22 protein-coding genes and 1 pseudogene are annotated in these 23,321 nt (G+C 63.1%); 2 read left to right on the top strand and 21 right to left on the bottom strand.

From position 1 onward, the window contains the following. Nucleotides 1-30: 30 nt before the first annotated feature. Both nusA and rimP read right to left on the bottom strand, forming a co-directional pair. Nucleotides 31-1,626, bottom strand: coding sequence for a transcription termination factor NusA (gene nusA / locus LB559_RS08725; protein ID WP_013527896.1), 1,596 nt, complete (start codon nucleotides 1,624-1,626; stop codon nucleotides 31-33). A gap of 49 nt (nucleotides 1,627-1,675) precedes the next feature. After that, a complete protein-coding gene (rimP, locus tag LB559_RS08720; RefSeq protein WP_013527897.1) occupies nucleotides 1,676-2,320 on the bottom strand; it encodes a ribosome maturation factor RimP in 645 nt (214 codons plus the stop codon). A gap of 299 nt (nucleotides 2,321-2,619) precedes the next feature. On the opposite strand from rimP, the gene LB559_RS08715 reads away from it, so the two are divergent. Beyond that, nucleotides 2,620-2,787, top strand: a complete 168-nt coding sequence (locus LB559_RS08715) for a hypothetical protein (protein ID WP_013527898.1) — start codon at nucleotides 2,620-2,622, stop codon at nucleotides 2,785-2,787. 66 nt (nucleotides 2,788-2,853) lie between these two features. Here LB559_RS08715 and trmB read toward each other — a convergent pair whose 3' ends face one another. The 18 genes and pseudogenes from trmB to LB559_RS08620 all read right to left on the bottom strand — a co-directional run bounded on the left by trmB (nucleotide 2,854) and on the right by LB559_RS08620 (nucleotide 20,112). Further along, nucleotides 2,854-3,555 carry a tRNA (guanine(46)-N(7))-methyltransferase TrmB gene (gene trmB, locus LB559_RS08710; protein ID WP_063171172.1) on the bottom strand — a complete coding sequence of 234 codons (702 nt, stop codon included), beginning with the start codon at nucleotides 3,553-3,555 and terminating at the stop codon, nucleotides 2,854-2,856. A gap of 23 nt (nucleotides 3,556-3,578) precedes the next feature. Then, on the bottom strand, nucleotides 3,579-4,844 hold the full coding sequence (gene metK / locus LB559_RS08705) for a methionine adenosyltransferase (protein ID WP_024503461.1): 1,266 nt from the start codon (nucleotides 4,842-4,844) through the stop codon (nucleotides 3,579-3,581). Between the two features lie 169 nt (nucleotides 4,845-5,013). Further along, a complete protein-coding gene (locus LB559_RS08700) occupies nucleotides 5,014-5,433 on the bottom strand; it encodes a helix-turn-helix domain-containing protein (RefSeq protein WP_013527901.1) in 420 nt (139 codons plus the stop codon). Nucleotides 5,434-5,574: 141 nt separating this feature from the next. After that, the gene (lnt, locus tag LB559_RS08695) at nucleotides 5,575-7,167 is read right to left on the bottom strand and encodes an apolipoprotein N-acyltransferase (RefSeq protein WP_224673793.1); all 1,593 of its coding nucleotides are present in this window, start codon (nucleotides 7,165-7,167) and stop codon (nucleotides 5,575-5,577) included. Nucleotides 7,168-7,268: 101 nt separating this feature from the next. Continuing rightward, a pseudogene (locus LB559_RS33005) lies at nucleotides 7,269-7,738 on the bottom strand (VOC family protein). Nucleotides 7,739-7,754: 16 nt separating this feature from the next. Further along, nucleotides 7,755-8,867: a hemolysin family protein gene (locus LB559_RS08680; protein ID WP_224673790.1), complete on the bottom strand. Its 1,113-nt coding sequence runs from the start codon at nucleotides 8,865-8,867 to the stop codon at nucleotides 7,755-7,757. Nucleotides 8,868-8,895: 28 nt separating this feature from the next. After that, nucleotides 8,896-9,396 (bottom strand): rRNA maturation RNase YbeY, encoded by a 501-nt coding sequence (gene ybeY / locus LB559_RS08675; RefSeq protein WP_013527905.1) that lies wholly within the window; start codon nucleotides 9,394-9,396, stop codon nucleotides 8,896-8,898. Between the two features lie 18 nt (nucleotides 9,397-9,414). Further along, nucleotides 9,415-10,407 carry a PhoH family protein gene (locus LB559_RS08670; protein WP_023758127.1) on the bottom strand — a complete coding sequence of 331 codons (993 nt, stop codon included), beginning with the start codon at nucleotides 10,405-10,407 and terminating at the stop codon, nucleotides 9,415-9,417. Nucleotides 10,408-10,490: 83 nt separating this feature from the next. Beyond that, entirely contained in the window at nucleotides 10,491-11,900 is a 1,410-nt protein-coding gene (gene miaB / locus LB559_RS08665) for a tRNA (N6-isopentenyl adenosine(37)-C2)-methylthiotransferase MiaB (RefSeq protein WP_224673789.1), read from the bottom strand. Nucleotides 11,901-11,974: 74 nt separating this feature from the next. After that, entirely contained in the window at nucleotides 11,975-12,775 is an 801-nt protein-coding gene (locus LB559_RS08660; RefSeq protein ID WP_063169990.1) for a lysophospholipid acyltransferase family protein, read from the bottom strand. A gap of 21 nt (nucleotides 12,776-12,796) precedes the next feature. Then, nucleotides 12,797-13,291 (bottom strand): ribosomal protein S18-alanine N-acetyltransferase, encoded by a 495-nt coding sequence (gene rimI / locus LB559_RS08655; RefSeq protein ID WP_224673788.1) that lies wholly within the window; start codon nucleotides 13,289-13,291, stop codon nucleotides 12,797-12,799. 83 nt (nucleotides 13,292-13,374) lie between these two features. Further along, the gene (gene tsaB, locus LB559_RS08650; RefSeq protein WP_224673787.1) at nucleotides 13,375-14,052 is read right to left on the bottom strand and encodes a tRNA (adenosine(37)-N6)-threonylcarbamoyltransferase complex dimerization subunit type 1 TsaB; all 678 of its coding nucleotides are present in this window, start codon (nucleotides 14,050-14,052) and stop codon (nucleotides 13,375-13,377) included. 73 nt (nucleotides 14,053-14,125) lie between these two features. Next, complete coding sequence (locus LB559_RS08645; RefSeq protein ID WP_224673786.1) at nucleotides 14,126-15,253, bottom strand: DUF1513 domain-containing protein; 1,128 nt, start codon at nucleotides 15,251-15,253, stop codon at nucleotides 14,126-14,128. 1 nt (nucleotide 15,254) lies between these two features. Continuing rightward, nucleotides 15,255-16,334, bottom strand: coding sequence for an imelysin family protein (locus tag LB559_RS08640; protein ID WP_224673785.1), 1,080 nt, complete (start codon nucleotides 16,332-16,334; stop codon nucleotides 15,255-15,257). Beyond that, nucleotides 16,334-17,935 (bottom strand): di-heme oxidoredictase family protein, encoded by a 1,602-nt coding sequence (locus LB559_RS08635; RefSeq protein ID WP_224673784.1) that lies wholly within the window; start codon nucleotides 17,933-17,935, stop codon nucleotides 16,334-16,336. Before LB559_RS08635 ends, LB559_RS08640 begins: the two co-directional genes overlap by 1 nt. Nucleotides 17,936-17,947: 12 nt before the next feature. Then, a complete protein-coding gene (gene bfr, locus LB559_RS08630; protein WP_013527914.1) occupies nucleotides 17,948-18,433 on the bottom strand; it encodes a bacterioferritin in 486 nt (161 codons plus the stop codon). Next, on the bottom strand, nucleotides 18,399-18,710 hold the full coding sequence (locus tag LB559_RS08625) for a (2Fe-2S)-binding protein (protein WP_013527915.1): 312 nt from the start codon (nucleotides 18,708-18,710) through the stop codon (nucleotides 18,399-18,401). Before LB559_RS08625 ends, bfr begins: the two co-directional genes overlap by 35 nt. A 112-nt stretch (nucleotides 18,711-18,822) precedes the next feature. Beyond that, on the bottom strand, nucleotides 18,823-20,112 hold the full coding sequence (locus LB559_RS08620) for an imelysin family protein (protein ID WP_224673783.1): 1,290 nt from the start codon (nucleotides 20,110-20,112) through the stop codon (nucleotides 18,823-18,825). A 432-nt stretch (nucleotides 20,113-20,544) separates the two neighbouring features. Here LB559_RS08620 and LB559_RS08615 point away from each other — a divergent pair, with 432 nt between their 5' ends. Further along, nucleotides 20,545-21,798 carry an NAD(P)/FAD-dependent oxidoreductase gene (locus tag LB559_RS08615; RefSeq protein ID WP_224673782.1) on the top strand — a complete coding sequence of 418 codons (1,254 nt, stop codon included), beginning with the start codon at nucleotides 20,545-20,547 and terminating at the stop codon, nucleotides 21,796-21,798. A 30-nt stretch (nucleotides 21,799-21,828) separates the two neighbouring features. Here LB559_RS08615 and LB559_RS08610 read toward each other — a convergent pair whose 3' ends face one another. Continuing rightward, nucleotides 21,829-23,106: a 4-aminobutyrate--2-oxoglutarate transaminase gene (locus LB559_RS08610; protein ID WP_224673781.1), complete on the bottom strand. Its 1,278-nt coding sequence runs from the start codon at nucleotides 23,104-23,106 to the stop codon at nucleotides 21,829-21,831. Nucleotides 23,107-23,321: the final 215 nt, after the last annotated feature.

Raw genomic sequence — 23,321 nt, 5'->3', positions numbered from 1 at the left:
AGGGCGGGTTCGGTGCGATGCGGTTTCACCTCACGCACCAACGGCTTCGTCAGCCGAGACTTCTTCGGCTGCAAGCTCGTCTTCGGTGATCCAGCCGGCCTTGAGGCGGGCGGCCAGAACCATCTGTTCGGCGTCTGCGCGGGTCACGCCATGATTGGCCAGCACGCCCGGATAGACTTTTGTCTCGCCGTCCTTGCGTTCCTTCCAGCCGGTCAGGTCGTCGGCGGCATAGCCGGCGAAATCCTCGATCGTCTTCACGCCATCCTCGCCAAGCGTCACCATCATGGCGGTGGTGACGCCGGGGATTTCGCGCAATTCGTCCGAAACGCCGAGCGCCTTGCGCTTGTCGTCGTGCTCGGCCTCGATCTTCTCCAGATATTCGCGGGCGCGGGTCTGGATTTCCGAAGCGGTGTCCTCGTCGAAACCGTCGATAGAAGCGATCTCGCCGGAATCGACATAAGCGACTTCCTCAACGCTGGTGAAGCCTTCGGAGGCCAGCACCTGGCCGACCATCTCGTCGACGTCGAGGGCTTCCATGAACAGCGACGAACGCTCGACGAATTCCTTCTGGCGGCGCTCGGATTCTTCGGCTTCGGTCAGGATGTCGATATCCCAACCGGTCAGCTGCGAAGCCAGACGCACATTCTGGCCGCGGCGACCGATGGCCAGCGACAGCTGGTCGTCGGGAACCACGACTTCGATGCGTTCGGCATCCTCGTCGAGCACGACCTTGGCGACTTCCGCCGGCTGCAGCGCATTGACGATGAAGGACGCCGCAGAAGGCGACCACGGAATGATGTCGATCTTCTCACCCTGCAATTCGCCGACGACCGCCTGGACGCGGCTGCCGCGCATGCCGACGCAGGCGCCGACCGGATCGATCGAAGAGTCCCGCGAGATGACGGCGATCTTGGCGCGCGAACCTGGGTCGCGGGCGACCGACTTGATCTCGATGATGCCGTCATAGATTTCCGGCACTTCCATGGTGAACAGCTTGGCCATGAACTGCGGATGGGTGCGCGACAGGAAAATCTGCGGGCCGCGCTGCTCGCGGCGCACATCGTAGACATAGGCGCGGACGCGGTCGCCATATTTGTAGTTCTCGCGCGGGATCAGCTCATCGCGACGGATGATCGCTTCGCCGCGGCCGAGATCGACGATGACATTGCCGTATTCGACGCGCTTGACGGTACCGTTGACGATCTCGCCGATGCGGTCCTTGTACTCGTCATACTGGCGGTCGCGTTCGGCCTCGCGGACCTTCTGGACGATGACCTGCTTGGCCGACTGGGCGGCGATGCGGCCGAAATCCATGGGCGGCAGCTGTTCGGCGATGAAGTCGCCGAGCTGGGCGTCGGGATTGCGCTCGCGAGCCGAGGAAATGGCGATCTGCGTGGCATAGTCATCGACCTTCTCGACCACTTCCATCAGCCGCTGCAGCTTCATCTCACCGGTGTTCGGGTTGATGTCGGCGCGGATGTTGGTCTCCTGACCGTAACGCGAGCGCGCCGCCTTCTGGATCGCATCGGCCATGGCGGCGATGACGATCGACTTGTCGATCGACTTTTCACGCGCGACCGCGTCGGCGATCTGCAGCAATTCAAGTCTGTTGGCGCTTACAACCATCGTTTTTCTCCCGAGCTTGTTTGCCGGACCTTTGCGCCCGGCAGCTCAATCATAGTTCCTGTTCGTGTTCTTCCGTGGCGTCCGCTTCCGCACCCGACTCGTCGTCGTCCGGTTCGCCACGGCGCTTCTTGGCTTCCTTGCGCGCCCTGTTGTCCTTCGACAGGGCATCGCGGATGAGATCGTCGGTCAGGATCAGGCGCACATCGGCAATCGCGTCATAGGGGACGCGCACCGTCGGCTCCTCGCCATAGGCTGCCTTGTCGCGCTCGATCAGCACATCGTCTTCGCCGGCTTCGGCGATCTTGCCCTTGAAGCGCTTGCGGTCGGCGACGACGATCGATGTTTCCATTTTCACCAGATGACCCGTCCAGGTCGTGAAATCCGATTTGCGGACCAGCGGCCGGTCGATGCCGGGCGACGAGACTTCAAGATGGTAGGCCTTTTCGATCGGATCATCGACATCGAGCGCCGGCGACACCGCGCGGCTGACCTCTTCGCAATCCTCGACGGTCATGGTGCCGTCCTCGCGTTCGGCCATGATCTGCAGCGTCAGCCCGTTCTGGCCCGACAGATGCACCCGCACGAGGCGGAAGCCGATGCCGCGCAGAACCGGCTGGACGATCAGCGCGATGCGCGCATCGATGCCGCTTTCGCGGATGATGCGATCGTCGCCCTCGCTTGCCGTTGCAGTCATTGAAGCCCTGTCGTTCTCTACCAAGTTATCGCCAGGTAATAAAAAAGAGCGGGACCGGGTGGACCCACTCTTCGTCATACCGACCAAGAATTTGAGGCTGATATAGACGATCGCGGCCTGTGTTTCAAGCCCGCTATGCTGGTCGGGCAACGCTGCCATCGAGGTGGCCCCCGCCAGCGTTGCATGGAGCGCATGGCGCCCATGCGGCGGCCCCCATGGGATCGGCGCTGAAACGCACCTACTTACGCTGCGCTGCACAAAGGTGGCCGTGCGCCACACGTGCGCGAAAGGACATGATCATGAGCAATCGCAAGATATTTTCTGCAATAGGCGACTTCTTCACCGTATTCGGCAGCGCCGTGGCCGCTTCACGGGCCGTGGAAGCCGGTCGCAGGCCGCGCGCCGACGACCTGCGCAACCTCGGCGTCGAGCCTGCCGCCTTTGATCGCATCGGCCGCCGCTTCTAGCTTTGACGCAATTCCGGACGGAAAACCGTTTCACACTTTTTCTGGAATTGCTCTAAGACAGCGAGCCTATTTCCGAATGAAGGTAAGATAGGCCGGCCGCCGGCCCTCACGAATGGCCTTGGCCTCGTAACGGGTGCCCGGCCAACCATCATAGGGCCGGTGCCAGTCCGCCGCCTCGCAAGCCTGCCATGCGAACGCGCCATGCGCGCGGCAATGCAGCAAGGTCCAGTTGACATAGGTGTCGATGTCGGAGGCGAAGCGGAATTTTGAACCAGGCTTCAGCACGCGCGCGAACCGCTCGAGATTGACCGGGCTTACGAAACGTCGCTTCCAGTGTTTCTTCTTCGGCCAGGGGTCGGGATAGAGCAGATCGATGCCGCCGAGCGAGGCCTGCGGCAGCCAGTCGAGCAGCCTTGTGGCGTCGTCGTCATAAACCCGCAGATTGGCGAGCGGTTTCTCGCGCACCGCCATCATCATCTTGGCCATGCCGTTGACGAAGGGCTCGACGCCGATAAAGCCGATCGAAGGCGCCTCGGTCGCGCGGTGCAGGAGATGTTCGCCACCGCCGAAGCCAATCTCGAGGCGAACCGCGCTGACATCGGTTTGAAACAGAGTTTGCAGATCGGCCGGCGGCTCGGCCGCCAGATCGAGCCGATATGCACCGAAGCCGCTTTCCAGCGCGGCCGCCTGTTGCGGACGCATGGTCTTGCCGCGCCGGCGACCGAAAAAGGCTTCGGTCGCGCGGCTTGGTCTGTCCTTCGGATCCATGGCGGGACTTCGCGGCGCCGCTGTCAGGCGGCGACCGCGTCCTTGAGCGCCTTGGCGAGATCGGTCTTTTCCCAGGAGAAAGACCCATCACGGCCGGCCTTGCGGCCGAAATGGCCGTAGGACGACGTCTTGGCGTAGATCGGTTTGTTGAGATCGAGGTGACGGCGGATGCCCGACGGCGACAGATCCATCACCGTGCGCAGCGCGTCCTCGAGCTTTGCCTCGTCGACCTTGCCGGTACCATGCAAGTCGACATAGACCGACAGCGGCTGGGCGACGCCGATGGCGTAGGAAAGCTGGATGGTGCAGCGGTCGGCGAGTTTCGCCGCCACCACGTTCTTGGCCAGGTAGCGCGCCGCATAGGCCGCCGAACGATCCACCTTGGTGGTATCCTTGCCGGAGAAGGCGCCGCCGCCATGGGGTGCGGCACCACCGTAGGTGTCGACGATGATCTTGCGGCCGGTCAGGCCGGCGTCGCCGTCCGGCCCGCCGATGACGAACTTGCCGGTCGGATTGATGTACCACATGCAATCGTCGGCGATCTTGAGGTCGCCCAGCGCCTCGCGGATATAGGGTTCGACGACCTTGCGGACCTTCTTCGAATCCCAGCTCGCATCGAGATGCTGCGTGGACAGCACGATCTGCGTCGCCTCGGCGGCCTTGCCATCGACATAGCGAACGGTGACCTGGCTCTTGGCATCCGGCCCGAGCCTGCCGGCTTCACCGCTGCCTTCGTGGCGGGCAGCAGCCAGCAGTTCGAGGATCTTGTGGCTGTAGTAGATCGGCGCCGGCATCAAATCCGGCGTCTCGCGGCAGGCATAACCGAACATGATGCCCTGGTCGCCGGCACCCTCTTCGCCCTGACGGTCGGCAGCGTTGTCGACGCCCTGGCCGATGTCAGGCGACTGGCCGTGCAGCAGAACCTCGATCTTCGCCGTTTTCCAGTGGAAGCCGGCCTGCTCGTAGCCGATTTCGCGGATCGCCTTGCGGGCGACCGATTTGAACTTGGCCGGATTGACGACCGGATGGCCGGCGGCATCCTTGAGGATGTTGCCTGCCTTGTCCTTCTTCAGCAGCGTTTCCGGGACGCGCACTTCGCCGGCGATGACGACGCGGTTGGTGGTGGCCAGCGTCTCGCAGGCGACACGGACTTTCCACGGGTCCATGCCGGTCTTCTTGGCTTCGCGATAGACCAGATCGACGATCTCGTCGGAAATCCGGTCACAGACTTTGTCGGGATGGCCCTCGGCAACGGATTCCGAGGTAAAGAAGTAGTTCTGCCGCGTCACGGGTGTCCCCTCTTGAAAAACGATCGGCAGGCTGCCGATTTTGGCGCGCCACGTGTTAGCGGGGCGAAGCGCCGCTCGTCAAGCGGTGCTTCGGCTCTGGCATGAATGTCGATGCCGTTATCTTGTGCCACCGGCGGCGGGGCGCCGCCGGTCCTGGCGTGATTGAGGATCAGTCGGGATCGTCGGCGGAAAGGGACTTGACCAGGTCTATGATCCTGCGGCGCACCTTGGCGTCGGCGATCTTGACAAAGGCCCGGTTGAGCTGAAGGCCTTCAGGGCTGCCGCAGAATTCGACAGCGAAAGCCATCGAAGCGTCCTCGGCAAATCCACGGCCCGCCACAGGCTCCTGGCCGGGCGCATCCTCAAAAAAGAAAGCGACAGGCACGCCGAGTATGGACGCGATCGCCTGCAGACGGCTGGCGCCGACGCGGTTGGTGCCCTTTTCATATTTCTGAATCTGTTGAAATGTGATGCCGAGGTTTTCTCCCAGCTTTTCCTGGCTCATTCCAAGCATGTTGCGGCGAAGCCGAATGCGACTGCCAACATGGATGTCGATCGGATTCGGTTTCTTCTTGTTATCTTCTGTCATTTTTTCCTCGCCGAATTTTTTCGGCTTTCTCTATTTTTTTCCTGCCCAAACAAAGCCGGAGGCAACTGCCCCAACAGAACGATCCACCGGCTTCGAGAAATTTTCAGGCACTTACAGTATGAGTTTCTAATGTGTTGGCTGTCAATTCACCCGTAGCCTTTGCCTTACGTTCAACAGCGCTGCCCCAACGGCAAACAGCAACATGATCAGCATTCCGTTAATGCGCCGTTGGCCGGGAGATATGAGCGCCTGTCCGGAAATCGGTATGTGGGCATCGATGGCGCCGCGCGCGTCGATAGCAAGCGCATCGACGATGCGCCCGCGCGGATCGACGACGGCCGAGATGCCGTTGTTGGCGGCACGCACCAATGGCAATCCATTTTCCACCGCACGGATCTGGGCCTGCCTGAAATGCTGATACGGACCCGGCGTGTCGCCGAACCACGCATCATTGGTAACGTTCACAATAAGCTGCGCTGACGCAGCGTCAACTGCCACAAGATCGGGAAAGATCACCTCATAACAGATAAATGGCAGCGCACGGATGCCGTCGGGCAGCGTAATGGCGTGCCGCTCATTGCCGGCCGCGAAACTCATCGGCCCGGCAACCAGTTGCTCGATGCCGAAACGCTGGAGCAGATCGGCGAAAGGCAGGTATTCGCCGAACGGCACCAGGTGAACCTTGTCGACGGCGTCGGTGATTTCACCCTTGTCGTCGATCGCCACCACGGAGTTGTAGTAGCGGCTGTCGGCATTTGCGGCCGAGCCGCCTTCCTCGCGGACGACGCCGGCAATCAGCATCTGGCCGGGTCCGAGCATATCCCCCAGCGCCGTCAATGCGTCCGGACGCTCGGTGAAGAGGAACGGCACCGAGGTTTCGGGCCACAGGATCAGTTGCGGCTTTTGATGGCCTGGATCCGGCGCCTTGCCCGAGAGCCCCATCAGGACCGCGAAGATGCGGTCGCGCACCGAGGCATCCCATTTTTCCGACAGGTCCACGGCCGGCTGGACAATGCGGACATCCAGGCTGCGTGAAGCTGGCGGTTCGGGAGCGGCAAGCCTGATATAGCCGAAGCCGACATGGGCAGCGACGAGCACGACAAACAGTGCCGCCCCGAGGCGCAGGTGCCGACGTGCCGCCAGCAGTGCCGGCAGTGCGAAGACGAACACCGCGAGCGCGTTCATGCCGATCATGCCCGTCACCGAGACGCTCTGCATCAGCAGCGGCACGGGCATGGCCGCGTAGCCGATGGCATTCCAGGGAAAACCGGTGAACAGGAAATCGCGCAGCCATTCCGCCAGGCCGAAGCCGAAGGCAAGGGCGGCGATGCGGCCAATGTCGTTGCTCCACAGCAGCCGGGCAACGATTGCCGCAAAGCCGTAGAAAAAGGCGAGCATGAAAGGAATGCCGACCACCGCGAAGGGAAGCGCCCAGGCAAAGCTGTCGGCCTCGACCAGCAGCGCCGAGCCGATCCACCAGAGGCCGGCGAGGAAATAGCCGAAACCGAACCACCAACCGACGGCGAAAGCCGGCCGCAGACGCCGGAACAGACTGCCTGAAGCTTCGCCGGTGGCGCCGTCGAGCAGCCAGACCAGCAGCGGGAACGAGACGAAACAGGCGGCGAAGAAGTCGTAAGGCGCCTGCCCAAGCACCGCGAGGGCGCCTGCGAGAAACGCCACGAGCGCACGCCGCCAACCCCAAAGCAGAATTATCCGGCCGGTGAGGCGCTCCATGCATACTTCCGAGTCGCGAATCAGGACACAAGATTTAACAGGCTGCGCTCCGCGCTCCAAACGGCGCATGGGCTGGCTGAGATGCACAGCTCCGGCCCTGCCTACCGGTGCCAACCCTCGATTTGAACGCCCCCCAGCCGCTCGGCCTCCTCGCGCGGAACCGAACGGATGGTCTGCGTGAAGGTCCAGACATGGCCCTCGGGGTCGCGTGCACGATACTGGCGCTCACCGTAGAACTGATCCGCCGGCTCCTGGATTATATCAGCGTCGAGCGCCCGCGCCTGCTCGCAATGCGCATCCAGGCCACCCTTCAGCCTGACATAGATCGACTGCGTGTTCTTGCCCGAGATCGAAGCCGGCTGGCGACGTAATCGCTCCATTCGGAATCGACGATGATGTAGCTGTCGCCGAACCGCATCTCTGCATGGATGAGCTTTCCCTCGGCATCGCTGACCACCATGCTGCGCTCGAAGCCGAAAGCCGCCTCGAGCCAGTCCAGCGCGGCACGAGGATCCTTGTAGAAAACACCAGAGCCCAGACTTGGATGCTTGAACGGGTCGTCGATAGTCATCGTGCGAGCGAAACGCTCACGCCTGTTCGGTGCGCGCCGTGGCACGCCGGCGACGCTCACCCTTCTGGCTCTGCACGATGCGCACGCGCTTGACGCGGCGCGGATCAGCGTCGAGGACGTGAAATTCGAAACCGGGTATGGCCTGCACCACCTCGCCGCGGGCCGGAACACGGCCAAGCGTGTTGAAAATCATGCCGCCGATGGTGTCGACATATTCGCCATGTTCACCGGCGGCGAAATCCCCGCCGATCATCTTGGCGACGTCGTCGATCTCGGCCTTGCCATCGACGATGAACACGCCGTCGCCGCTCTGGGTGATCATCGGCTCGTCGTCGTCATGCTCGTCCTCGATGTCGCCGACCACCATCTCGACGATGTCTTCCAGCGAGGCAAGGCCGTCGGTGCCGCCATATTCATCGATGACCAGCGCCATTTGCGTGCGCGTCGTCTGCATGCGAGCCATCAGGTCGGAGGCGAGCATCGACGGCGGCACGAACAGCACCGGGCGGATCAGATTGAGGTCGCCAATGGTGCGTGCGAGATCGACCTGGGCGAGATCGAGAACCGTGGCGACGGGTGTTTTCCTGGTCGAGCGGCCCTTCTTGACGCGCGCGATCTTGGTGATGTGGGCCAGCACATCACGGATATGGACCATGCCGCGCGGATCATCGAGGGTCTCTGAATAGACCGGCATGCGGGAATGGCCGGATTGCTCGAAGGTGCCCAGCAGATCGCCGAGCGTCGTCGTGATTTCGACCCCTTGAATGTCGGCGCGCGGTACCATGACGTCCTCGACGCGCACTTCGCGCAGCCGCAGGATGTTGTTGAGCATGGCGCGTTCGCCGGGCGAGAAGGCGCCGGCATCGCTCGTTGTCTCGGCAAGCGCGCCGGCGATTTCCTCCCGCAGGCTGGTTCCGTTGCGTTGCCTGAACAGGCCAAGAACGCGGTCGAACAGGGAGGGACCGGCAGGCGATGTCTCGCTGGCAGCGCTGCCGATGCTGGCAGCAGCAGAGGTACTGCTAGCACCAGAGGTAACGGTACTCGGACTTGATCCCTCTTCCGACGTATCGGAAGCCTTGGTTGCACTGCCGGCGTCGGGGCGGGCGGCAGTCTCTGGTTTGTCGTTCATCGTCGTCCGGTCAATTGGTCAGATGTAGTTACGCGTAGGGGTCGGGAATGGCAAGCCTTGCAAGCGCCGCGCGTTCGACGGCTTCCATCGCCTCGGCCTCGGCCTCGGTCTCGTGATCGTAGCCCAGCAGATGCAGCAGGCCGTGGATGACGAGATGGGTGATATGGTTCTCGACAGGCTTGTCTTCCAGTACCGCTTCATGGGCGACCGTTTCGGCGGCCAGCACGATGTCGCCCAGCATCGGCGGCAACGGACCGCCCTGCGCAAACGGAAAAGCCGGGAAAGACAAGACGTTGGTCGGTTTGTCCTTGCCGCGCCAGCCGGCGTTGAGAACCTGGATATGGGCGTCGTCGGAAAAAACGAGACTGAGTTCGGAACGGCCCGCCACGCCGGTTTCGGCAAAAGCCGCCTTAACGGCCCGATCGACCAGCCGCGTCAGGCTTGCCTCGTCGGGCCAGTTGCCCGCCTCAACCGCTATGTCGATGTCGACGGGAATATTCCCGTCGCCGGATATTATGTCCTCAGGCATGAAGCCGCATCGCCAACATCAATTCTCGGCGCCGAGGCCACGCGCCAGCTTGGCGTCCCGGTCGTAGGCCCTGACGATTTCCGCCACCAGCGGATGGCGAACCACGTCGCCGTCGTTGAAGCGCACGGTGACCGCGCCCGCCACGCCGTCCAGCACCCGCAAGGCTTCGACCAGGCCCGATTTGGTGTTCGAGGGAAGGTCGATCTGGGTCGGATCGCCGGTGACGATCATGCGCGAGTTTTCGCCCAGACGCGTCAGGAACATCTTCATCTGCATCGGCGTGGTGTTCTGCGCCTCGTCGAGGATGACGGCGGCATGCGCCAGCGTGCGGCCGCGCATGAAGGCAAGCGGCGCGATTTCGATCACTTCGGCGGCAATGGCGCGCTCGACCTTGTCGGCCGGCATCATGTCGTAGAGCGCGTCATAGAGCGGCCGCAGATAGGGATCGACCTTCTCCTTCATGTCGCCGGGCAGGAAGCCCAGCCGCTCGCCGGCCTCGACCGCCGGCCGCGAGAGAATGATGCGCTCGACCATGCCGCGCTCGAGCAGCATCGCCGCGTGCGCCACCGCCAGGTAGGTCTTGCCGGTGCCGGCCGGGCCGATGCCGAACACCAGTTCCGACCGTTCCAGCGCCCGCATATAGGCGTCCTGGTTGAGCGAACGGGCATAGATCGTCTTCTTGCGAGTGGCGATCTGGGCGGCGGAGACCTTGCCCTTGCGTTCCAGCGTTGGCAGGGTCAACTGATCGTCGGCGGCAATCGCCATGCGCACGGCGCCGTCAACGTCGGACTGGCCGATATCGACGCCTTTCTGGAGAATGCCGTAAAGATTGTCCAGGGCGCGGCGCGCCTGCTCGGCGGCAGAAGCGGACCCTTTGATGGTCAGCTGGTTGCCGCGTGAGCGGATGTCGACGCCAAGCTTCTGCTCGAGCCGGGCGAGGTTTTCGTCGAACTGACCATAAAGGGCGCTGGCAAGCTTGTTGTTGTCGAAAGTCAGAACGATGTGCGCCATGTCAGAAGCCCCAGATGCCGGTACCGGGGGCAGGTTCTTCAGCTCTGCTGCGCTCAACCGTCTCTCCTCATCTGCCGAGACCCTCAGGCCAATTCGGCGAACAGGCTGTTGTAGCCCGTCTTCGTGATTCGCACTTGGATAATGTCACCGATTTCGCCGGCCTTTTCATCAACAATAACCGGCTGCAGCCAAGGTGAGCGGCCAACCTTCTGGCCGGCCTGGCGGCCGGGCTTCTCGATCAGCGTGTCGATGGTGCTGCCGACGAGGCTCAAGCCGAAGTCCTGCTGCTGTTTCACGAGCAAGGCCTGCAGCCGCTGCAAGCGCTCGTCCTTGACCGTTTCCGGCACATGATCGGGCATTTCGGCGCCTGGCGTGCCGGGGCGCGGCGAATATTTGAAGGAGAAGGCCGAGGCGTAATTCACCTGACGCACCAGCTCCATGGTTGCCTCGAAATCCGCCTCGGTCTCGCCGGGAAAGCCGACGATGAAGTCGCCGGAAAGCGCGATGTCAGGCCGGGCAGTGCGGATACGGTCGAGCAGCGCCAGATAATCCCTCGCCGTGTGCCGGCGATTCATCGCCTTGAGGATGCGGTCGGAGCCTGATTGCACCGGCAGATGCAGATAGGGCATCAACGACGGCAGATCGCGATGGGCCGCTATCAGCTCGTCATCCATGTCGCGCGGGTGGCTGGTGGTGTAGCGCAGACGCGCCAGCCCGGGGATTTCGGCCAGCCTGAACAGCAGGCGGCCAAGGCCCCACTCGTGGCCGTTCTCGCCCTGGCCATGCCAGGCATTGACGTTCTGGCCAAGCAGCGTCACTTCGCGCACCCCGGCTTCAGCCAGGCGCTCAGCCTCCGCGACAATCTGCGCCACCGGCCGGGAAACTTCGGAGCCTCTGGTATAGGGCACGACGCAGAAGGTGCAGAACTTGTCGCAGCCTTCCTGCACGGTGAGGAAGGCGGTGACGCCGCGCTTGATGACCTCGGCGCGCTTGGGCTGCGGCAGATGCTCGAACTTGTCCTCGATGGCGTAGTCGGTCTCGACGATCTTTTCGCCGCCGCGCACCCGCGCCAGCACGTCGGGGAGCCGGTGATAAGTCTGCGGGCCGATGACCAGGTCGACGGCCGGCGAACGGCGGATGATCTCGGCGCCTTCGGCCTGCGCCACGCAGCCGGCGACGCCGACCAGCATCTCGCGGCCGGCCAAGGCACGCTCGGCTTTCATGTCGCGGATACGGCCGAGCTCGGAATAGACCTTTTCGGCCGCCTTCTCCCTGATATGACAGGTGTTCAGCAGCACCAGGTCCGCCTCGCCAATGGCATCGGTCGCGGAATAGCCGTCGGCAGCCAGCGCATCGGCCATACGCTGCGAATCATAGACATTCATCTGGCAGCCATAGGTCTTGATGAAGACTTTTCTCGCTGCCGTGGAAAGCACTGCCGGCTGTCCAGCCAAAGTGCCGATGTCGTCGCTTTCTATCGTGTTCAAGTCCATAAGGCGGCTTCTAACGCCTTTCCGTGACAAAAAACAGACGATTCTCAGCCCGCGCCAGCAAGGGCATGCCGGGGCTAGCGGCTCGGCCGCGGGTCGGCAAGCGCCGCCTGCATCATCTCACGCACCTGGCTTTCCATCAGTTTCGACGTCTCCTTGCGGTTCGAACCCTTGGAAAAGGCGATTGCCTCGCCGAAATGCACCTCGACGTCGAGCGCGCCCTCCGCGAGCAATACCTTGAGATGCGGCATCAAATCCTCATCGCCGATCCATGCGGCAAGCGGGCGATGCCGGCGGCCGAGCGGCACGCCGTGCAGACGCGTATAGGCGATCGCCACCGGCTGGATGAACACCTGTTCCGCCGCGCCTTCCGAAATCGCCATCGAGGCGGCGCCGAACAGCGTGCTCTTGAACGGCAGGACCATATTGCCGTCGCCGGTCGAGCCCTCGGCAAACAGCACCATCGCATCGCCCTTGGCCATGCGGCTGGCAATCTCGCTTGCCTGGTCGCCCGACGAACGCTTGCGCTCGCGCTCGATGAACACGGTACGCTGCAGCTTCGAAAGCATGCCGATCAGCGGCCAGCCTTCCATATCAGCCCTGGCGATGAATTTTACGTCGGCAAAAGAGCCGAGCACCATGATGTCGGTCCAGGAGATGTGATTGGACGCAACCAGCAGCGGGCGCTTGTCGGACAGCGTCCCCTTGACATGGATGCGCATGCCGAGCGCCCTGATGATCAGCCTGTGCCAGATCTTGAGGATGAAGGTTTCCGGCCACCAGCCGGTCTTCATCGACAGTATCTGTAACGGCACGAGGACCAGCGAACCGGCGACAACGAGGCCCAGCGCCAGGAAAATCCTGATTTTCTTGATCATCGCCCCATCCCGGCCGTCTCGCTAGCGAAGATCGCGGCGCATGACAAGCGCGCCGGTCGGTCCGTGTTCGGCCGACCTGTAGTAATTCGGCCGCTTGCCGACCTCGCGGAAGCCCAGCCGGCGATAAAGCGCGATCGCCGCGACATTGGTCTCGTCGACCTCGAGGAACAGCGCTTCGGCGCGCTGCGCGTGCAGTTCGCGCAACACCGCGTCCATCAATTGCCAGCCCAACCCCTGCCGGCGATGCGATCGCGCCACCGCGACGGCCAGGATCTCGCCCTCGCCTGCCGCAAGCCGCGCCAGCACGAAGCCGACGGGCGGCTTGGAGCCCTGTCCGGTTTCGCGCGCGGCATAGCCGAACACAGTGCCCTGTTCGAGCAAGGCGGCAAATTCGCCATCGGTCCAGGGGCGGACAAAGTCCTCGCGGTGCAGCAGCGAGACCGCCGGACTGTCGGCGATCCTCAGCGGCTCGAGCGCATAGTCCCGGCGGCGTGGTTGGAGAAAAGGGATGCGCATCTAATTTTTGTTTTCTTGTTTGACCATGATCTCTGGACAAACGGGAACCGTTGTCCGTGAAAACCGGCTTCCACTTTTCGGGATCATGGTCTGATCCTTGAAAGAATGAACCCGGCCTGCGGCTTGGCGTCGGCGCCGCGCAGGTAGAGTGGTTTCGGCCGTTCGCCCGCGCCCTTGGCGGCAGCCAGGCGGGCGTAGGTGACAATGTCGGCGGTGGCCGTCCGAGGGCCGACATCGAATTCGCGCCCGGCCGATGCACTGATGAGCGCTGCAGCGGTGCCGGCAAGCACCGGAGACGTTGCCATCGCCATTGCCACCACGTCGGCCAGCGTGGCCACGGCCGGACCGTAATTCAAGACTAACCTTTCGTCGTAAAAGGCCGCGTGGATCTCCTCACGGCCGGCATCCAGCGCCGCCAGCACGGTGCGACCGGGAAATGCCGTCGCTGCTTCGGCAGCCAGCGCCTCCAGTGTCGTCACTCCGATTGCCGGTATCTTCAGCGCCAGCGCCAGGCCACGCGCGGTCGAGACGCCGACCCGCAGACCGGTGAAGGAACCGGGGCCGACAGACACGGCAATGGCGCCAAGACCTGCATAGTCGGTTGCGCCTGCCTCCAGCGCTTCGGCGATGACCGCCATCAGCTGCTCGGCATGGCCCTTGCCGAGATCGAGCACCGAGCGGCCGAGCTCCCGCTTCGCCGTCGCGTCATAGACGCTAGCGGCGCAGAGGTTGGCGGCACAGTCGATGGCAAGCAATTTCATGAAGCAACCGGTTCGAAAACAATTCCCTGTGCCCGCCACGGCCCGCCACCGCAAGGGGATAGTGCATAATTCGTTAAGCGGCTTCGCTTGTGGCCCATGCGGCATGCTCGATGCGCAGCATGTGGTTGTCCCAGACATAGTCCGGTTCGGAGCGTGTCGCACCACTGCCCTCGACGATCTGGCCAGCGCCGGTGGTGGCCATGAAGCCGGTTCCATCGGGAGCCACCCCGCAGACCTCGACCAGCGCGCTGTTCGCGACGACCCGGCCGCTGGCCGCATCGAGCACGACAAGCGAGTTGCCTTCCGGCGAGGAGACCGCGACCGTGCCGGCAGCCGGATTGGCGGCGACCGAGCCTATGTAGTTGCGGAAGCCGGACAAAACGTCCTGCGGCATGTCGAGCAGTTGCAGATCCTTGCCGCGCGTGGCGCGACCGACCAGCAACGGACGATCGGTGCCCGGCCCCCGGTACTGGCAGCCGAACCAGACGGTTCCGGATGGATCTGTATCCATGTGGCGGATAGACAGCTGATGCAGTGCGGCCGGCAATTCGTGCTTCTCGATAAGGTCGCCGGTGGCGCGGTCTATCAGCACGTAGGACGGCTTCATGGTCGCAATGTTGAGCTCGGCGCGGCCGTAATCCGGATGGGTCTCGATGCCGCCATTTGCTACCGCAATCGTCCTGCCATCGCCCAGGAGCAGAAGCTCGTGCGGACCCATTCCATAGGTCGGGAACTCGCCGACACGGCTGAATTTCGCCCGCGCATCGTAAACGCCGACGACGCCGGCGGCGTTGTCGAAGTCGTTTTCGGTGGCATAGAGCAGCGCACCGTCGGCCGAGAACACGCCGTGGCCGAAGAAATGCCGGCCGGCGATGCTGGCGATGGTCAGCGGCGCATCACGGCCCGAATGGTCGAAAACCACGGCAAAGGTGCCGGGTTGCCGCGCGAAGACCACCGAGCGTTTCGATATGGGATCGAAGGTGACATCGTGGCCGCGATCGGGCAGATCGATCGCATGCAGGACTTTGCCGGCCTCGGACAGGACGGCAGCGCCAAAGCTGCCGTCGCGTTTGACGAAAGCGGTGGCGAAGACGGCGTCGACCGCAAGCGTCCTTGCCCAGGCCGATGGCGCCATCGCGGCCATGAAGCCAACGCCTGCAGCTCTCAGGAAATCGCGGCGATCTATCAGCGGGGTTTTCAATTCAGTCCCCATCCAGCGAGGAGAAGCCTGCGGTCAGGCCGAATTCAGCGGTCAACCTGGTCCCGATCAGGGTCGACAGGCTGGAGGTGATCAGCGCGAAATGATCGAGCTTGTCGCGCAATGCCGGATCGGCAAGCGCCTTGTCGATTGGACCGCTGACGGCCTTGGCGGTGGCGACACCGTTGACCAGCTGGATGTGGATGGATTCGGCCATCCAGCGCGCATCGGCCGGCAGGGCGTCGCCAAGTTTCGAGGCCTGGAACAGCGTATCGATGCCGGAGAGATTGCCGGCCAGTGACGCGGTGGTGTTTTGCGAGCGCCAATAGATCGCTTGTTTCGGCTTGTCCGCGTCCGGCTTGCCGCCGAAAAATCCTTTCAGGCGCACGTCACGCACCATTTCCAGCTCGTTGATGAAGACGCCGACCAGTTCGGTCACCGCTTCATTGCCGTCGCGGTAGAGCGGGTTCTGCGGCCCCGGATTGGCCCAAAGCGCTGCAAAGCCGTCCGGTTTGTTCCAGGCGGCGCTGACCTCGCCGGCCATGGTTTCGATGTTGCCGGCAACAGCAGTGCCATAGGCGCAGCGGTAGGGATCATCCTTGCCGGCCAGTGCATCGGCGCCGTCGCCGTAAAGTACGAACTCCAGCGCGCCCAGCCCCTGCATGGCGACGCTCTTGCTGGCCAGCTGTTCCGGATCTGTGGCGGTTGGATCCTTCGCCGACAGCGCCGCCTGCACCTGCTTCAGGCCAATGCTCTTGCGATCCGGCCAGAACAGCATGCGTTCCAGCCGGTTGTTCTCCTTGATCGGCCCGAAGCCGATGATTTCGGCTGACGACCAGGCATAGACGGTGGCGGAGAATTCGGCGCGTGCGGCATCGAGTTCTCCTTGCGAGGGCGTGACGCACAGCTTGCGCATGGATCCGGTCAAGGCTTCCGCATGCTCGTGCAGGCCGGCATAGGCCGGGCGGACGAAGCCATCGATCGCCCGCTGGATGATGTCGGAGGCTTTGACCGCCGCAGACGCAGGGACAACGCCCAGCAGGGCCAGCGGAAGAGCGAAAAACAATGCAGAACGCTTGAACATCACAGTGACTCCAGGAATTTGAGCAATGCGTCACGCTCGGCCGCGTTAGCGGCGGCAAAACGGTCGCGCGCTTTCTGCGCCTCGCCGCCATGCCACAGGATCGCCTCAGCCAGGCTGCGCGCGCGCCCGTCATGCAGAAAGAAGGAATTGCCGTTGACTGTCTCGGTCAGGCCGATGCCCCACAGCGGCGGCGTGCGCCACTCATTGCCCGTCGCATCGCCCACGGCCTGGCCATCGGCCAGATCAGGCCCCATGTCGTGCAGCAGGAAGTCGGAATAGGGCCAGATCAACTGGAAGGCCTGCGCCTTATTGGGCGTATCGCGGCGCGTGACGAATTTCGGCGTATGGCAGGCAATGCAGCCGATCTCGTAGAATGTCTTTTTGCCCGCGAGCACGTCCGGCCGGTCGAGGTCCCGGCGCGACGGCACGGCCAGGTTCTGCGAATAGAAGGTGACGAGATCCATCACCGGCGGCGGCGCCTCGACCGGGCCAAGACGCTGCTGCACGCCGTTCGGCATGGCGAGGCATTTTGCCTCCGCAGCAGTGCAATCGCCCCAATGCCTCGGCTCTTCGAGCGTCGAGATGCCGATGTCGCCGGCAAAGGCGTCCGCCGCCTGCTGGCGGATCGACGCGGTCTGCGCCTTCCAGCCGAAGCGGCCGAGCGTCAGTTCCCCGTTCAGGCTATCGCGCACGATGTTCGGCCTGCCGGAAATGCCGTCGCCGTCCCTGTCGTCCGGATCGGCTTGGGCGAGAATATCAGACGGCGCGATCTGTTCGATCAGGCCCAGGCCGATCATCGGCGGTGTGAGCCGCGGCGACAGCGTGGTGCGCGGGTCAAGCGGCCCGTAGCCAAGGCCGTCAACCGAATAGCTCGGTTTGCGCAAGGAGATCACAGAGCCGTCCGTCAGCTCCACCTTACGTTCCTGGTAATCGATATGGATCCTGCCTTCACCAGGCAGGCCGGGTACGGCGAGCTCCTGCAATTGCCTGCCGTAGACCGGGTCGGGGAAGTTGAGCACCTGATGGTCGGCAAGCGCCGCCTTCTCTTCCACGCTGCTGGCGTCGCGGGCCAGCCGCAGGAACATCGACGTGGTGCCGGGGTCGCCTTGCGGCGGGCGGCCGCGGCCATCCTTCAGATGACAGTTCTGGCAGGCACGTTCGTTGAACAGCGGGCCGAGCCCGTCCGACGCTTGCGTCGAGGATGGCGACGAGACCCAGTTCTTGCGGAAAAGGGCATTGCCGAGCTTGAAGTCGCCCTCTTCCTCGAAGGTGATGTTGGCCGAGGATTGCGAGAAGGAATCGCGGCTGACGTCCTTTCGGGACGTGCCGGCGCCACCTTGCATCAATTCGAACGGCTCTGGCCTGGAAAAATCCGTGGTCGGCCTGGTGACGGCAATGACGCGCGCCTGATCCTTCGCATTGAGGTCGGTGCGCGTGGTGGCGAAGCCGGCCGGCTGAAGATCACCCGCCATCGCCGAAGAGGTAAGCGCCAACACGAGCATGACACAGCGCCGACGCGCCAATCCGGCTGGCGTCTTCTCAGGGAGCGGCGAGCCATTGGCCCGCCGCGAGCGGCGCACGAATTCTAGCAGGCGCCGCATTCCCGCATGCCCTTACTCCGCCTCGTCTGCCGATGCGGCGTTGAGCTGGCCGTATTTCTCCTCGCCAATCGAGGCAAGCAGGTCGAGCTGCGTCTCAAGAAAGTCGATGTGACCCTCCTCGTCGGCCAGCAATTCCTCGAACAGCTTCATCGTCACGTAGTCGCCGGCGTCGTTGCAAATTTCGCGCGAACGCTTGTAGGCGGTACGTGCGTCATATTCTCCGGCAAGGTCGGATTCGAGCACTTCCTTGACGTTCTGCCCGATGCGCAGCGGCGCCACGGACTGCAGGTTCGGATGGCCTTCGAGGAAGATGATGCGGGCGACGAGCTTGTCGGCATGGTGCATCTCCTCGATCGATTCCGCCCGCTCCTTCTTTGCCAGCTTCGCGTATCCCCAGTCCTCAAGCAGACGGAAATGCACCCAGTACTGATTGACGGCGCCAAGCTCCAGAAAAAGGGCCTCGTTAAGCCGCTCGATGATCTGCGGATCGCCTTTCATGAATTCTGCTCCCGTATTGGATGCGCAGGCCTCTGACGCGATCCAGGTGTGAAACGACATCCACGCCGCTCGCCTCCGAGCGAGCGTGGTAGTTTTCGGTGACCCGAATGATCGTTTCCACCACATTTGGGAAGCAGCCGCAACAGCGACCGCGCTTTTGCATTGCATGATAGATTTTCGCCGGCACGATCAACTGCCAGGGATCCTGGTCCAGCAGCCCGACGATCGTCTGCTCGATCTCCTTCTCGGTGATGATGTTGCAATGACAAATCAGCATTGGCTTGCTCGGCTGGCTGACGGCGTCTCCCGCGCCGTGTGGCTTGATCTTCTGGCGGAGGCCGTTGCAAAGCCGGTTGTCCGGCTCCGGGTCAGTCTCCGTCGTTTACCCCTTACTTGAACACCTTGTCCGGCGCGTCGAGGCTGTCGGACCCTTCGAAGGCGATGGTGCTGAGCTTCAGGGAGCCGACGGCGCGCTCAATCGACTTGGTCTGATCGATCAGCGCATCGATCGCCGCCTGGACGGTGGCATTGCCCTCAATGTTGCCCTCGGCGATCTGCTGGTCATAGGCCTCGCCGGCCAGTGCACGCGCCTTGATCGCCTCCATCTTGGCGACCGAAACATCGAGCTTGTCAGACAGTTCCTTGTCGATCGCCGGGTCGGCCGCCTTCACCATATCGGCCACCGAAGGACCCGAAACGATGGTGCCGTCGAGACGCGTGTAGCTCGCATGATAGGCCGCGCGAATGCCGATGGCGTCGTAGAGATGCGAATTGTAGGTGTTGTCGGAGAAGCAATCGTGCTCCTCTTCCGGATCATGCAGCAGTAGGCCGAGCTTCATGCGCTCGCCGGCCAGTTCGCCGTAGGACAGCGAGCCCATGCCGGTGAAGATCGTCGAGATCGCCGTGTTCGGCTCGCTATCGACAAGAGCCTTGCGGGCGGCGCCGTCTTCCTTCCAGTTGCCGACCATCTCCTGAAGATCCGAAACCAGAAGGTCGCTGGCCGATTTCAGATACTCGGCGCGGCGGTCGCAATTACCGCCGGTGCAGTTTTTGAGGTCGTAGTCGGTGTAGGGGCGCTCGCCGGCACCCGGGCCGGTGCCATGCAGGTCCTGGCCCCAGAGCAGGAATTCGATGGCGTGATAGCCGGTGGCGACATTGGCCTCGATGCCGCCGGCTCCCTGCAGCGTCCCGGAGAGGAATTCCGGCGAAAGCTTCGATGCATCGACCTTCTTGCCGTTGATCTCGATCTCCTTGTTGGCGATCACATTGGCCGTGTAGAGCGCGTTCGCGTCCGATTCGGTGCCGTAGCTCTTGGCGACATAGTCGATCAAGCCTTCATCCAGCGGCCAGGAATTCACCTTGCCTTCCCAGTCGTCGACGATCTTGTTGCCGAAGCGGTAGACTTCGGTCTGCTGGTAGGGAACGCGCGATGCCTTCCAGGCGTCACGGGCAGCGTTGAGGGTTTCCACCGATGGCGTGGCGAGCAGCGCGTCGACCGCCTTGTCGAGCGCTTGCGCGGTGGTCAGCGAATCCTCGTATTTCGCGAGCGCGATGTCGGAATAGGTCTTGATGACCGCCTTTACATCTGTTTCCGCCTTTGCCGGCAACACGAATACCGCCGCCGTCAGCAGGGCAGTGGCGCCGATCGCCGCAAGCCTGCTGCCATATCGTGCTGTCATGATCACTCTCCAGTTTCTCGGAAATTCTGTAAACGGCGCGCGCAGCAACCGGCGCCAGGCCATCTGCGGGCCATTGGGCGCAAGAGATGCCGCGCCATCGCGCGGTTCGCGGAAGAAAGACACCAAAATGCCTCCAATCGAAAGGGTTCAAGGCCCAAACATTAAAGGGATGCGCTGACGCGCGAACTTCCATAAAGCTGCGACACCGTCGGATGTCAATGACAATCCGCAAGAAAAGTCAATCGAAACAACAGTTTAGAATTATTCTAAACTGCAACTGTCAACTTTATGCGTTTCCTGCACCGGTCTTGCCGCTGAACTGTGCGATTGACAGCCGCCATCCCGGATGCGACCCGCAAAAGCTCGCTTGCAGCGGTGCCAGACAATTGCCATCTGGCGGAACATCCTAGGGTAGAATCGGGATCGAGTGCGATGAAGAACGGTGTGGTCATTGTCGGCGCGGGTCATGCGGGCGTGCAAGCGGCCGCAAGTCTGCGCGAGGACGGTTATGACGGACCGGTAATCCTCGTCGGAGATGAGGACGAACTGCCCTACCACAAGCCGCCGCTGTCGAAGACCTTCATCAAGGATGCCGAGGCCAAGCCACAACCCTTGCGCGGCGAGGCCTTTTACACCGGCAGCGCCATCGACTACCGGCCTGGCGTCAGGATCGATCGCATCGATGCCGGACGCCGCAGTTTGGATATTGCCGGCGGTGGTGCGCTTGCCTTCGACCACCTGATCCTGGCGACAGGCTCGCGCCCGCGCACGCTGCCGCTGGCCGGTGCCGATCTGTCCGGGGTGCTGTCGCTGCGCTCGCTGGCCGATGCGCGGCTGATCCGCGACCTCAGCGCGCAAACCGACGAAGTCGTCATCCTCGGCGGCGGTTTCATCGGGCTGGAGATCGCAGCCACGTTGAGGGCCGCCGGCCGCACGGTGACAGTGGTCGAGGCGGTGGACCGGCTGCTTGGCCGCGCCGTAGCGCCGGTGGTGGCGAGCCACGTCCGGCAACGGCTGGAAGCGACGGGCGTGCGCATCCTCACCGGCACCTCGATCGCCAGGCTCGAAGGCGAAAACGGTCATGTCGTGGCCGCGATCACCTCGTCAGGCGAAAGGCTGCCGGCGCGCATGGTCATTGTCGGCATTGGTGCCGTGCCGAATGTCGAACTGGCACAGGAAGCTGGCCTCGGCATCGCCAACGGCATCCGCGTCGATCACCAGATGCGGACTTCGGTGCCGGAGATTCTCGCTATTGGCGATGCTGCCTCTTACCGTCACTGGTTCACCGGCGGCGACGTGCGGCTGGAATCGGTGCAGAATGCCACCGACCAGGCGCGGCTTGCCGCGCGCACGATATCAGGCCATGCCGACGCCTATTCTGCGGTGCCATGGTTCTGGTCCGACATCGGCGACATGAAGCTGCAGATGGTCGGCCTGACCGCCGGCGGCGACAGCCATGTCGTGCTGGGCGACCTGCCCGACAACAAATTCTCGATCTACCACTACGCCGGCGAGCGGCTGCTCGGCATCGAATCGGTCAACCGTCCGGGCGACCATATGCTTGGCCGCAAGATGTTGGGCGCCGGCTTCTCGCCGACGCCACAGACGGTGGCCGCTGGCCCCGAGGGGCTGAAAGCGGCACTGGCTGCTTTCCTCGAGAATGAGCCCGCCAGAGCGGCGGGATAATTCCGTCCCTCAGGCGCGGCACCTTACTGATCAGGCGGCGCAGACTTCGCGGATCGAGCTTTCCAGAATGTCGAGTGCTTCGTTCATGACTTCGTCCTGGATGGTGATCGGCGCCAGGAAGCGGATGACGTTGCCGTAGACGCCGCAGGTCAACAGGATCAGGCCCTTGTCGAGCGCCTTCAACCGGATCGCATTGGCGATCTCGGCTGAGGGCAGGCCCTTCTTGACGTCGTTGAACTCGACCGCGTTCATGAAGCCGAGACCTCTGATGTCGACGATCTCGGGCACGTCGTCGCGGATCGACTGCAGCCGCTGTTTCAGCCTTGCGCCCAGCGTATTAGCGCGATCGCACAGCTTTTCATCCTCGATCACGTCGAGCACGGCGTGCGCCGCGGCAACGCCGATCGGGCTGCCGCCATAGGTGCCGCCGAGCCCGCCGGGGCCGGGCGCATCCATGATTTCGGCGCGGCCGGTGACCGCCGCCAGAGGAAAGCCGCCGGCCAGGCTCTTGGCCATGGTGGTGATGTCGGCGGCCACCTCATGGTGATCCATAGCAAACATCTTGCCGGTGCGGGCAAAGCCGGTCTGCACTTCGTCGGCGATCAGCAGCATGCCGTGCTGGTCGCAAAGCTTGCGCAGCGCAACCAGGAAATCCCGCGGCGCGTCGTAGAAGCCGCCCTCGCCCTGAACCGGCTCGATGATGATGGCGGCGACGCGCGCCGGATCCACATCGGCCTTGAACAACCGGTCGAGCGCCGCCAGCGAGTCGGCGACCGAGGCACCGTGCAGCGGCACAGGGAACGGCGCATGATAGACATCTCCCGGCATGGCGCCGAAGCCGACCTTGTAAGGCACGACCTTGCCGGTCAGCGCCATGCCCATGAAGGTGCGGCCATGGAAGCCGCCGGCGAAGGCGATGACCGCCTGACGGCCGGTGGCATTGCGGGCGATCTTGATGGCGTTCTCGACAGCCTCGGCCCCGGTGGTGACGAAGATCGTCTTCTTCTCGAACTTGCCGGGCAGCATGCCGTTCAGCCGTTCGGCCAGGCGCACATAGCTCTCATAGGGCACCACCTGGTGGCAGGTGTGGGTGAAGCGGTCGAGCTGTGCCTTGACCGCGTCGATCACCCTGGGATGGCGATGCCCGGTGTTGACGACGGCGATGCCCGACGAGAAATCGATATAGCGACGCCCCTCGACATCCCAGATTTCCGAATTTTCAGCCCGGTCGGCATAAATCTGCGTGGTCATGCCGACGCCGCGGGAAATCGATTGGTTCTTGCGTTCGGAAATGGCTGAATTCTTCATCGTATCCCTCACCGGGCCGGCGCCCGTCCTGTTTGATGCCGTTGAGATGTCTTCTGACCTTATTTCACGTTTTCCTCAAGTCGGCACCACCAGCAGGCGATTGGGCCTGCGGTGGGCAGATCCCGGCGCTTAACCAGTCGGGCGATACACGTACGAGACCGGTTTCCTTTTCCCGGGGATCGACTATCCTCTGAGTGTCCGCGAGGCACCGCGAT

Origin of the sequence: Mesorhizobium sp. BR1-1-3 (assembly GCF_020165455.1) — a bacterium.
In the GTDB taxonomy this organism is placed as follows: domain Bacteria; phylum Pseudomonadota; class Alphaproteobacteria; order Rhizobiales; family Rhizobiaceae; genus Mesorhizobium; species Mesorhizobium ciceri.
The sequence above is the reverse complement of the archived record's forward strand: the minus strand, read 5'-3'. Positions and strand labels throughout refer to the sequence as shown.